At 48.4% G+C, this 10,359-nt stretch carries 13 protein-coding genes; 12 read left to right on the top strand and 1 reads right to left on the bottom strand.

Annotated elements, in window-relative coordinates; genetic code table 11:
• Position 1: 1 nt before the first annotated feature.
• The 10 genes from F0L74_RS20920 to F0L74_RS20875 all read left to right on the top strand — a co-directional run bounded on the left by F0L74_RS20920 (position 2) and on the right by F0L74_RS20875 (position 5,323).
• Entirely contained in the window at positions 2-598 is a 597-nt protein-coding gene (locus F0L74_RS20920; protein WP_149839863.1) for a hypothetical protein, read from the top strand.
• A 213-nt stretch (positions 599-811) separates the two neighbouring features.
• Positions 812-1,093, top strand: a complete 282-nt coding sequence (locus F0L74_RS20915) for a hypothetical protein (RefSeq protein ID WP_149839862.1) — start codon at positions 812-814, stop codon at positions 1,091-1,093.
• Positions 1,094-1,140: 47 nt separating this feature from the next.
• A complete protein-coding gene (locus tag F0L74_RS20910; protein WP_149839861.1) occupies positions 1,141-1,329 on the top strand; it encodes a hypothetical protein in 189 nt (62 codons plus the stop codon).
• 35 nt (positions 1,330-1,364) lie between these two features.
• Positions 1,365-1,709, top strand: coding sequence for a hypothetical protein (locus tag F0L74_RS20905; RefSeq protein ID WP_149839860.1), 345 nt, complete (start codon positions 1,365-1,367; stop codon positions 1,707-1,709).
• A complete protein-coding gene (locus F0L74_RS20900) occupies positions 1,706-2,248 on the top strand; it encodes a hypothetical protein (protein ID WP_149839859.1) in 543 nt (180 codons plus the stop codon). Before F0L74_RS20905 ends, F0L74_RS20900 begins: the two co-directional genes overlap by 4 nt.
• A 173-nt stretch (positions 2,249-2,421) precedes the next feature.
• Positions 2,422-2,757 (top strand): DUF3592 domain-containing protein, encoded by a 336-nt coding sequence (locus F0L74_RS20895; protein WP_149839858.1) that lies wholly within the window; start codon positions 2,422-2,424, stop codon positions 2,755-2,757.
• A gap of 31 nt (positions 2,758-2,788) precedes the next feature.
• Positions 2,789-3,160 carry a hypothetical protein gene (locus tag F0L74_RS20890; RefSeq protein WP_149839857.1) on the top strand — a complete coding sequence of 124 codons (372 nt, stop codon included), beginning with the start codon at positions 2,789-2,791 and terminating at the stop codon, positions 3,158-3,160.
• A 53-nt stretch (positions 3,161-3,213) separates the two neighbouring features.
• Complete coding sequence (locus tag F0L74_RS20885) at positions 3,214-3,747, top strand: hypothetical protein (RefSeq protein WP_149839856.1); 534 nt, start codon at positions 3,214-3,216, stop codon at positions 3,745-3,747.
• Positions 3,748-3,797: 50 nt separating this feature from the next.
• Complete coding sequence (locus tag F0L74_RS20880; protein ID WP_149839855.1) at positions 3,798-4,145, top strand: hypothetical protein; 348 nt, start codon at positions 3,798-3,800, stop codon at positions 4,143-4,145.
• Between the two features lie 155 nt (positions 4,146-4,300).
• Positions 4,301-5,323, top strand: a complete 1,023-nt coding sequence (locus tag F0L74_RS20875) for a hypothetical protein (protein ID WP_149839854.1) — start codon at positions 4,301-4,303, stop codon at positions 5,321-5,323.
• 19 nt (positions 5,324-5,342) lie between these two features.
• Here F0L74_RS20875 and F0L74_RS20870 read toward each other — a convergent pair whose 3' ends face one another.
• Positions 5,343-8,030: a T9SS type B sorting domain-containing protein gene (locus tag F0L74_RS20870; protein ID WP_188316090.1), complete on the bottom strand. Its 2,688-nt coding sequence runs from the start codon at positions 8,028-8,030 to the stop codon at positions 5,343-5,345.
• A 199-nt stretch (positions 8,031-8,229) separates the two neighbouring features.
• Here F0L74_RS20870 and F0L74_RS20865 point away from each other — a divergent pair, with 199 nt between their 5' ends.
• A complete protein-coding gene (locus tag F0L74_RS20865) occupies positions 8,230-9,222 on the top strand; it encodes a DUF2157 domain-containing protein (RefSeq protein WP_149839852.1) in 993 nt (330 codons plus the stop codon).
• Positions 9,209-10,354, top strand: coding sequence for a hypothetical protein (locus tag F0L74_RS20860; RefSeq protein ID WP_149839851.1), 1,146 nt, complete (start codon positions 9,209-9,211; stop codon positions 10,352-10,354). The genes F0L74_RS20865 and F0L74_RS20860 overlap by 14 nt, the downstream gene beginning before the upstream one ends.
• Positions 10,355-10,359 lie beyond the last annotated feature (5 nt).

Raw genomic sequence — 10,359 nt, 5'->3', positions numbered from 1 at the left:
GATGAAGAATAAGGGTATTATTAAACTTGTAATGTTATTTTGCCTGGGCATTTTTGTAAGCAATACTTATTCCCAGCAGATCAAACCGTTCGTCAACTGGCAAACTGGTGACACTCTTTTAATTACAGTAAGTTATACTGGAAAAAATGTTGCCAACCTGCAGAGGGTTAAATGTTGGTATGCCGGGAGCATGGCTTTTGTAAAGTTGTATGATAAGCATAAGATGGCCCTTGTTGCCAGAGATAGTCTCAGTAAGGAAAGAGCGGAAGCCGCTGTTGCTTTGCTAAATGTAAAGGCGGATATTCCATTGCCTGAAAAGTACAAAGCCTATGCATCTACGCCCATAAGCGACAGCGCTGCTGTGCTGAGACTGATAGAGTGGTATGAAGAGGAACACACCATTACACATAAAAGGGATGAAATGATAGATTGCTTGCAACAGATGGAGGTCTGGCTGGCAAAGAAGGAACGGGAAAAGGAGAATAGTGAGACAGCCAGGAGCACTAAAATAGTGTTTAAAAAGGCAGATGATACAGCTATCTATTTTGAAGATGGTTATTTGGATGTTCGTAAAATATTCAGCTGTTTGTTTCAATAAATATTATGAGAATTTGGTCGCAGATTTGGCGTAAATACCCGGAACTTCTATTGTATGCCGGCACAAATGCAAAAGTTATCCTGCTGTATGATTTTTTATATAACCAGCATGTACCGCGGACGGATCCGATTAAGTTGCGGCTGGGCTATAATTTTTAGCATCCTGATTCCGGGCAGAAAATTATAGCCGAAAGGCAAAAGGAAGTAATAAAATATGGCACTATTTACGTTTAAACTGCAGTTCAGAGGCGGTATATATATAAGCCAGGTTGAAGGTGATGATGTTAATGAGGTCTTAGTTCGCTGGGTCAAAAATTTAAAGGTTGACGAGATACAATATTTCGGTGAAAAGAACAGAGAGCTTTTGCTGGCTGAAATTGAGAGTGGTGACACATATACACTAGCTATTAATGATACTACGAACGTCTGGATCTTGTTTACAATACTAAGACCAGGAAATGTGACGCTACATATTATAAAAACGTTAGCTGAATAGGGAATACATAGAATTATATGGCAATCTGATATGTAATGTACAAACGAATGTTCGCAAGCACCTATAAATATTACGCAAGGTTTAAAACCGAATGTCCCCGGTCTAGCGCCGCTAGCGTGGTTACCGTAAGCCAGTTTGGCCTGGTGTTCCTTGTGCTGGCCATACTGAAACGGGCAATGATATGGGATATTGCCAGCTATATGCCGGGAAAATATGTGGTGGTGACCGGTTGGTGAGGATGTTAATTGAAAACAAAGTTTTATGGTAGACTATGATCAATATAGAAAAACATTGGCTCTTAAAAGAGCATTTGGAGGAAATTGAGGTTTTATCTGATGACTTCCCTGAATATTACCGCGGTATTCCAAAGGGCAGCGCCATTCCTATTAATACCGATATTAATAGTAAGCGGTTAATTTTTGGATATAACGGTCCCATAATCAGACTAAATGTGGAGCTATTTATAAGTAAGTGGTACGATTTTGTGAAAAGTGCTTTTTTCGAAACGTGTATTTGGGGAGCTAAGAATGGGCTTATTATGGAATTTACTTCTGATGACTATCTTTTGCAATCCGGCAGTAGTTACATTTTTGCCCAAATGTCTAACCGAAAATGACGCCACTACAAAAACTGAAGAATACCGGCTATTTTATCTTGATATTAGCCGGCGGGTATGCGCTCATTTATGGGCTTATACAATTTTCAGGATGGTCTGAGGATCAGGATGTGCTCGAAATAAAGAAAAGCAACACATCCACAATTGGAACCATTGTCAAAGTTGGCTCAATGAAAGGCAGTTATGCCATAGCGGAGTATTTTGTAGATGGTAAGCGTTATGAAAAGAAACAGGGCTCTCCTGCAGAAGACATCTATATCGGTGAGCATTATCTGGTAATTTATAGGGCAACCGGTCCTGCAATAAGCAGGATTGATTTTACCAACCCCATTTTTCTTAATGGTGAAAAAACCAGTGCGACAATCGCCACGATAGTTCATGAAGATGGGGTTACGGTAGGATTTACTTACATTGTCGATGGTGAACACTTTAAGCGCTTTCAGAAATATGCTGACGGTGACAGGTTGGAAGAAGGACAAACCTATACCGTTGAGTACTTATTAAGTAACCCTGCGGTATCAATCCTGCGGCTCAAATAATATTTATTATACGAAATCCGGCATCAAAAATGAAAAATAAGCTAACACTTATCATCTTATTTGCACTGTCAGCAGCCGGCTTACACGCCCAATCTTTTGAAGGCAAAATCATATACAACATATAATTTTTAGAATACAAATATATACTATGAGGATTATCAAGAATGGGAGGCATGGAAAGACTTAAAGTAATACTGACAATGACTATTTTTATTGGAATTGTTTTTTCCGGGATATGCCTGATAGTAACACGGGCACAAAAGAAGAAGGCGCAAAGAATAGCGTATGTCAATAAAAATTACAGCTATGTCAAGGGTAGGATTCTGGAACTTCATGCCTATAAAAGCCACAGCATAGTAGTCAGATACCGGATAAAGGATAAAAGCTATAAGTATTCGGGAGGATGGGACTACAATCCCCTTAGTTTGAACGAGGGTGATTCCATCAGGCTCCGCTATGCAGTTGATGATCCTGAACAGGTAATTACAGAGTTGGAGAAAGCATATTAATCTTGCATCAAAATGAAAAAATAAACTTGCTGTGTACAAACGAATATTCGCCAGCACCTATAAATATTACGCCAGGTTTAAAACTGAAAATCCCCGGTCTCGCGCCGCTGGCGTGGTTACCGTAAGCCAGTTTGGCCTGCTGTTCCTTGTGCTGGCCCTCCTGAAACGGGCAATGATATGGGATATTGCCACCTATATGCCGGGAAAATATGTGGTAGTCCCCATTGTGGTCGTGTGGTTTGCGCTGGTGTTCAGATATTATTCCAATGACCGTATAGCCATTTTACTGAACGAGTTTAATGATCTACCTGCATGGAAACGGAAGTTTTGGGCGGTAATGAGCGTGGTGCTGTTTCTTCTTCCCTTGCTATTAACAGGATTGGCATTAGTGAAGCGTTCATAGACGTATGTAAATTCACAATAATGTAATACCTTTGCCCAGCACTACCTGATACTATGAACAACAATCCCTATTCCTTTAAAAAGCTCTTTATTTTATACCTGCTGGCCTGCCTGCCATTCTCGCTGCTCTTTGGCTTTAATGCCTTGTTAGGGATAGCGCCTGTAACGCTTAGCGGTAAGTCTTATCACGGCATGGAGGGCCTTATGGCAATGATCATCGGAGCGCCTGTATGGGCGGTTGCGATGGCTGGTTTTAGCTGGCTGGGGCTTAACTTTGGTAATTACCTGTATAAAAGAGCAACCATTTTTTTTCCGGCAAAGGACAATGTCCGGCTGCAGCTCCTGGGAGATTTCCTGTATGAGCACGTAGGGATAGTGGCCATCACGCCTTCTACTACCGTGGAGGCAGATCTGGGGCTTTATGGCAAAAAGGGCGAAGAGGTGATAGCCGAATTCGGCCGCAGGTTTGGCGTAAATACCCGGAACTTTTATTGTGTGCCGGCACAAATGCAAAAGCTTACGGTTGGTCATTTGCTAAAGGCCATGGCCGTACGCCGGTTGGATGATCATATCGTCAATAATGAATAATTACGCATGAAAAAGAAATATGACGCCTTGTAGTTACCAAACTACAAGCAATGAAAAGAATTGAAGAGCTGCGGACAACTACCAACAGTCGTGTTTACAAATGTACTTACGGGCTGATACACAAGGGATGTCCTTTCTGTGCCTGGCACCCGGACTTTTATCACAACTGGTGCGAGAATGATGATGGTTGGAAAACATACGCTTTCGAAGAGGAAGCCGCTACCGGCCGCCGCTTGGTCCAATCAGGCGCCCTAAATTCGAGGCACCGCTTCCCCAGCTGGAAACTTGTCTCCAAAAACAGGAAGCAATGGATGAAGAAGCCGTTAAAACATATGCGGTACAAAAATAACGGTAACGCAGATGGAGAGCGGTATATCCAAGTGCATATCGAATGGTAGTGACACCGTTGTAAAATGTTCATAGGGCTGGCCAATGGCCGGCCCTTTTTTCTGCCCTGCTGGCACGATATTAGTCCCTGGTACAAGTGTGGCAGTAGCAACATATAGCTGTGCCTGACAACAGGGACGGCAGAGATAATTGAAGTACCACGTATATGACAGTAAAAGAAGCAAAATCCATCACCCGGTCCTGGGTCGATAAAGAGGCTCCCTGCATACAGGGCTTTATGGGGGCATTTTTCCACGGCGCAGTTAACTGGCTGGCGGATGAGGATACGTTACCCGCTGCTTCAGATATAGATGTAATGATCGTGGTAACAGACCCGCCGCCACATCCGTTAGGCAAATTCCGCTACGGTCCCCTGTTGCTGGAGGTATCTTATCTTTCGATGAGCGAGCTCAGGTCACCGGAGCAGGTGTTGGGCACGTTCTACCTCGCAGGCAGCTTTCACAAGCCAGGTATTATTGCAGATACTTCCGGCTGGCTTACCACGCTGCAACAAGCGGTAGCGGCGCAATATACAGACGCGCATTGGATACGGCAGCGCTGCAGCCATGCCCAGCATACCGCGCTTAATTTTATCCATGCATTAAACGAACACATACCCGTTCATGACCAGGTGACCAGCTGGCTTTTTGCCAGGGGACTACTGGCCCATATTTTATTGGTAGCCGGCCTGCAGAATCCTACTGTGCGCAAAAGATACGTAGCGCTGCAACAATTGCTTGAAAAATACCAGGCGCTGGACCTTTATGAACAATTGCTGCACCTGTCTGGTTTTGACGCGCTTACGCCGGCAGCGGTAGCGCAGCACCTGGCGGCATTGACGGCAGCATTTGACAGCGCGGCGGAGGTGATCCGCACGCCATACCGTTTTGCGGCAGACATTAGCCAGGCAGCCCGCTCCGTAGCCATTGACGGCAGCTATGAGCTGTTGGAAACGGGGTATCATCGCGAGGCTATGTTCTGGATAACGGCCACCTGGTGCAGGTGCCGGCATATCCTTACACAGGATGCGCCTCCACATATACAAGTGCAGCATGATGCGGGTTTCAGGCAGCTGCTGGAGGAGCTCCATATTGATTCATTTAAAAACAGGGACCGGAGTAACCGGCACGTTATACGCATGATGCCCCGGGTGTGGAAGATGGCGGAAAAGATCATGGAGCGGCAGTAATAAGCGGAAATTTTCAGGGTTACCGTACCAGGGTTACCACCCCGCTTCGTACCACCGGCTGTCCAAGATAATTAGTATACCGCGCTATCCATACATAACTGGCCACCGCCTGCCGGTGTCCTTTAAAAGTACCATCCCAGCCGGTTGCAGGATCATTGCTGGAGAACAGGAGATTGCCCCAGGCATTAAACAGCTGCAGCTGATAGGCGCGTATATTACCATACAGCGCCGGCCGGAAAACATCGTTCAGGCCATCATCGTTAGGGGAAAACCCGGTGGGCATGGTTAGCTCGCAACCTTCATTCAGCAAGTTTATATCAAAACGCTGTACGGCGGCACAGCCATTTTTATCTGTGACCAGCGCGGTATAAGGGCCATTGTCCAACGGGCCTGTATTGCTGCCCGGCGCATAGGCCTGTTCGTTGATGGTGAAGCGTAAGGGAGATGATCCGCCTTCCGCATGCAGCCGCGCGCCGCCTTTATGAATGCCATCGCACTGCATATCCTGTTTTTCATCCAGGATCAGGCGCAATTCCGGGGAGATCTCTATGTCCGCCGCCGGCGCCGTGGCGGTACATCCGTTTTTATCCGTTACTACCGGATTGTACCGGCCTGCGGCCAGCGCCGCAAAAGTGCCGTTGCTGCTGCTGTCTCCTGTGCCCGCCAGCGTATAAGTGTAGGGCTGGGTACCGCCGCCGGCTTTTACTTCCAGTTGTCCGCCTATGTAGGAGCAGCCGTTTTTGGCATATACCAGGGCCAGCTCCAGCGAATCCGGCTGGGTAACGCGCACATTGGCGGATTGAATGCAGCCGTGGCTGTCTTTTATGCTGATGGGGAAAAGACCTGGCGCCAGGGGGCTGTAATTATTGGCGGTCTGCCATTCGCCGTTATCCATACGGTAGGTATAGGGCGCCGTGCCCCCTTTGGGCGAGAGGATGATACGCCCATCGCCGGCACCGTAGCAGCTGACCATTTGTACGGCGGGATTTGCGCTTATCTGCAGGGGTTGCTGTACCTGGATCTGTACGCTGTCTTCACATCCATTGTGGTCCCGTACCTGTATGCGGTAAACGCCGGCGCTCAATTGGGTGAACAGGGCCGCGTCCTCCCAGGTTTTTCCGAGGTCTTTGCTGTATTGATAGGGAGGGGTACCGCCACTGCTGGTCAAGGTGATGCGTCCATCTGGCTTGCCATAGCAGGTAGCAGCGATGCTCTGTGCCTTTAAACCTAGCCGTTCCGGCTCTGTAAGCTGCAGCTGCGCGCTTGTCTCACAACTATTGCGGTCCCTGATAAGGATTGTATAGCCGCCGCCGGGTAACCCAACGAAGCTGGCGCTGCTTTGCCAGGTAGCGCCTTTGTTAATGCTGTATTTATAAGGCATAATACCGCCGCTGGCGATAACGTTGATACTGCCATTGGATGCGCCGCGGCAGCTGATATCCTCGCCTTCCAGGCGGGCCGTTAGCTGGCTGGGCTCAGTGAGGGTCACTTTAGCGCCTACACGGTTGGCGCTGGCGTCCATCACCACTACCTGGTAAACGCCTGCCTTACGCAGGAAATTGGCATTGCTTTGCCAGGTAAGGCCACTATCCGCACTATACCTGTAAGGTGCGGCTCCGCCTTGCATATAGATATTAATAGCGGCATTGGGCGATTGATAACAGCCGGCGCTCCAACTTTCGATCTTCATCTGCAGTGCGGGTGTGCTGGCCAGCGTTATGTTCAGGGTAGAGCCGCATTGGTGTTGATCTTTCACATAGGCTGCGTAACTGCCAGCCGGGAGCGTGTCAAACCGGGCGGCTGGCTGCCATCCCCGCCCGGGGTATATAGTATAGGCGTATGCAGGTATGCCGCCTGTTGCATTAATGATGATGCTGGAATAAGCGGGATTATCAAATATGGCCGTTACGCTGTCTATCTTCACGAGGGGAGGCTCCTGTAAAGTGATCCCGCTACTAAGCAGGCAACCGGTGCTGTCTTTTACCAGTAACGGATACTCGCCGGCGGATATGCCGTTGAAAAGCGGCGTTTCCTGCCAGCTAAGGCCATTGTTATTACTGTATTGATAGGGAGGAATGCCACCCTGTGCATCTACCCGGATACTGCCATCTGAATAGGCATAACAGCTGGCGTCCCGTTGCTCCGTACGCATGGTAAAGGCCGGCGGCTCCGTGATGGTGACCCACTGGCCGCCCAGGCAGCCATGCTGATCCCTGGCCAGTACGCCATAGTCTCCGGGGCCCAGGTCCTTAAACCGGGCCGATGGCTGCCAGGTAACGCCTTTATCCTTGCTGTACATAAAATTACCGCTGCCGCCGGTGGCCTGCACGGTGATGGTACCATTGGCTTTACCGTAACAGCTTACATGGGTGATACGGATGGTGGCTGTGATGGGGGAGGGCGCTTTGACCGCCACTGTAGCGCTGGCTGTTTGCCCGTTTCCATCCATTGCAATGAGGGTATAATTACCGGTTGACAGTTTATCAAAGCTGGCGGTCTGCTGCCAGCTGTATCCCTTGTCCTTACTATAGCGGTAAGGCGGTTGTCCGCCGCTGGCAGTCACCGTAATGCTGCCATCATTACCTCCGTTGCATAAAACATCTGTATGCGTAACCGTTAGTACCGGAATGGCAGAGCTGTCTGGCAGCTCTTGCGCATATGTATAGGTCGTAAATAGAAAAAGCGGAAATAATAATAGAAATGACATTGCCGCTATGCGGCACGGGCCTGGTTTAGGTTCAATAAAGGTCCCAGGCTGGGTTTTCTGACGTACCCTGGGTAATGGCATAGGATAGTAATAAATCCCGCATCAACTGCGGCGGGATCAAAAGTAGGAAAAGAATATGGTGGGGAAATCCCCCTTTAGTGGCAATATAGCCTGCCTTTTTTTTCTATATTGCGCCCAAATGGATCTACGCATATTTGAAAGGCTTCACCAGGAAGGCCTCATCGCTGATACCAGCTTTGAACGCATAAGGATGGCAGCTGCCCGTCGTTTGTTCTCCGTGCATTGGGAGCTCAAGGTGTTATTATACCTGGGCGTATCCCTGTTAAGCACCGGCCTTGGTATCCTGATATATAAAAACATTGATACCATTGGTCACCAGGCCATCCTGGCATTCATCGCAGCGGTAAGCGCCGGTTGTTTCTATTACTGTTATAAACATAAGCAGCCTTTTTCCTGGAATAAGGTACCGGCCGCCGGCGTACTTTCTGATTACCTGCTTTTGCTGGCATGCCTCACTTTTGTTTCGTTTATCGCATACCTCCAGTATCAATATACCGTGTTTGGGCCGCACCCGCGTATAGCCGGCTTTATACCGCTGGTGGTGCTGTTCTTTTGCGCGTATTATTTTGATCACCTGGGTGTGCTAAGCCTGGCCATCACTAACCTGGCCGCCTGGATGGGTATTGTGGTAACGCCGTTGCGGTTATTAAAGGAGAATGATTTTAACAGTGAAACGATCATCTATATTGCCATTGCATTGGGAGTATTGCTGATCGTGACCGGGGAGCTTACGGCCCGCTGGAAGCGTAAACAACATTTCCGTTTCACGTATCTTAATTTTGGCGTGCATGTGCTGTTCATAGCGCTGTTATCGGCTATGTTCCATTTCCGCCAGACCTACACGCTCTGGTTCCTGCTGTTGGCGGCCTTTGCCTGCTATTGTTACCTGGACGCCCGCCGCCAGCACTCTTTTTATTTTATACTGATCCTTACTATTTACAGTTATATCGCGTTGGGATATGTGGTATTTAACCTGGTGATCAGCGCTATGCATGGCACAGATGAAGGTTCCCTTAGCCTGCTGCTGGTGTATTATATTGGTTCCGCTTTTGGGCTGATCCGGTTCCTTATCCATCAAAACAAAAAGATCAAAGAAAATGCTGGCATATAACCGTACAGGGCTGGATAACGCCGCTCTGCAGGAAGAAGTAAGCGCCGCTTTCCATCACGGCCTTCTCAGTGGCGAGGAAAAGACGCATATCAAAAATACTTATCCTGCAAGTTTTTATACGCCCAATATCTTTATCCGTATAGGGCTTTTCCTGCTGACCACCGCTATTGTTTGCTTTGCATGTGCGCTGCTGGCGCTAATGTTTTTAAGAAGCGCTGATGATACCTGGCGCGTGTTCTTTGTAATAATGTCGATACTGAGTTACGCAGCCCTTGAATATATGGTGTACGCCCATAAACATCACCGGTCCGGGGTGGATGATGCGCTGTTATGGTGCAGCTGCGGCCTGATGATGGCCGGCTGTTATTCGGATAGCGAAGCGGTTAACTGCCTGACGGCTTCCATCATCAGCCTGTATGCGGTGATGCGCTTTGCGGATCAGGGTATGAGCATAATAGCCACTATAGCGATCATGGGTATATTATTTTATGCATTCCATCTGTCGTTTATCGTCATGATAGCGGCAGCTATTATCTATGCGGTGGTGAAATATCTGTTCAAGGACAGCTGGCAGGGATCGCTGCGCCATTACGCCTCGTGCGCCACCATCGTGGAGATCACCACCCTGGTGATCCTTTACACTGCCGGTAACTATTGGGTGGCCCGTGAAATAGCCCTGAACCTGCTGTGGCCGGATCATGACCCGCAAATATCCCTCCCCGGCGGCTGGTTCTACTGGACCTGTACCACGGCGCTGCCGCTTATCTATCTTATTATTGGGATCCGTAAAAAGGATGCTATCCTGCTACGCACTGGCCTGGTATTGATAGCGGCTTCTATCCTTACCTTCAAATCATACTATCATCTTGGCCGGCTGGAAGTGGAGCTTACACTGGGCGGCATTGCGCTTATCGGTATCGCCTATTCCCTGATCCGGTATCTGCACATACCGCGGCATGGTTTTACAAGTTATTCTCCGGAGCATCTGCGGGAGGAAGATGAAAAGCGGGCTGCCAACGCGGAGTCACTGGTGATCACGGAATCTTTTACACCGCCTGTTACACCGCCGGGCAGCGGTTTTGAATTTGGCGGTGGTACGGGCGGCGGTGGCGGCGCACAGGGGCAATGGTGATAACA

Origin of the sequence: Chitinophaga agrisoli (genome assembly GCF_008386695.1) — a bacterium.
Taxonomy (GTDB): Bacteria; Bacteroidota; Bacteroidia; order Chitinophagales; family Chitinophagaceae; genus Chitinophaga; species Chitinophaga agrisoli.
The sequence above is the reverse complement of the archived record's forward strand: the minus strand, read 5'-3'. Positions and strand labels throughout refer to the sequence as shown.

Excerpts from the sequence above, each read along its gene's own strand:
- F0L74_RS20920 (WP_149839863.1), top strand. The coding sequence starts at position 2 with ATGAAGAATAAGGGTATTATTAAACTTGTAATGTTATTTTGCCTGGGC.
- F0L74_RS20915 (WP_149839862.1), top strand. The coding sequence starts at position 812 with ATGGCACTATTTACGTTTAAACTGCAGTTCAGAGGCGGTATATATATA.
- F0L74_RS20910 (WP_149839861.1), top strand. The coding sequence starts at position 1,141 with ATGTTCGCAAGCACCTATAAATATTACGCAAGGTTTAAAACCGAATGT.
- F0L74_RS20905 (WP_149839860.1), top strand. The coding sequence starts at position 1,365 with ATGATCAATATAGAAAAACATTGGCTCTTAAAAGAGCATTTGGAGGAA.
- F0L74_RS20900 (WP_149839859.1), top strand. The coding sequence starts at position 1,706 with ATGACGCCACTACAAAAACTGAAGAATACCGGCTATTTTATCTTGATA.
- F0L74_RS20895 (WP_149839858.1), top strand. The coding sequence starts at position 2,422 with ATGGAAAGACTTAAAGTAATACTGACAATGACTATTTTTATTGGAATT.
- F0L74_RS20885 (WP_149839856.1), top strand. The coding sequence starts at position 3,214 with ATGAACAACAATCCCTATTCCTTTAAAAAGCTCTTTATTTTATACCTG.
- F0L74_RS20880 (WP_149839855.1), top strand. The coding sequence starts at position 3,798 with ATGAAAAGAATTGAAGAGCTGCGGACAACTACCAACAGTCGTGTTTAC.
- F0L74_RS20875 (WP_149839854.1), top strand. The coding sequence starts at position 4,301 with ATGACAGTAAAAGAAGCAAAATCCATCACCCGGTCCTGGGTCGATAAA.
- F0L74_RS20870 (WP_188316090.1), bottom strand. The coding sequence starts at position 8,030 with ATGTCATTTCTATTATTATTTCCGCTTTTTCTATTTACGACCTATACA.
- F0L74_RS20865 (WP_149839852.1), top strand. The coding sequence starts at position 8,230 with ATGGATCTACGCATATTTGAAAGGCTTCACCAGGAAGGCCTCATCGCT.
- F0L74_RS20860 (WP_149839851.1), top strand. The coding sequence starts at position 9,209 with ATGCTGGCATATAACCGTACAGGGCTGGATAACGCCGCTCTGCAGGAA.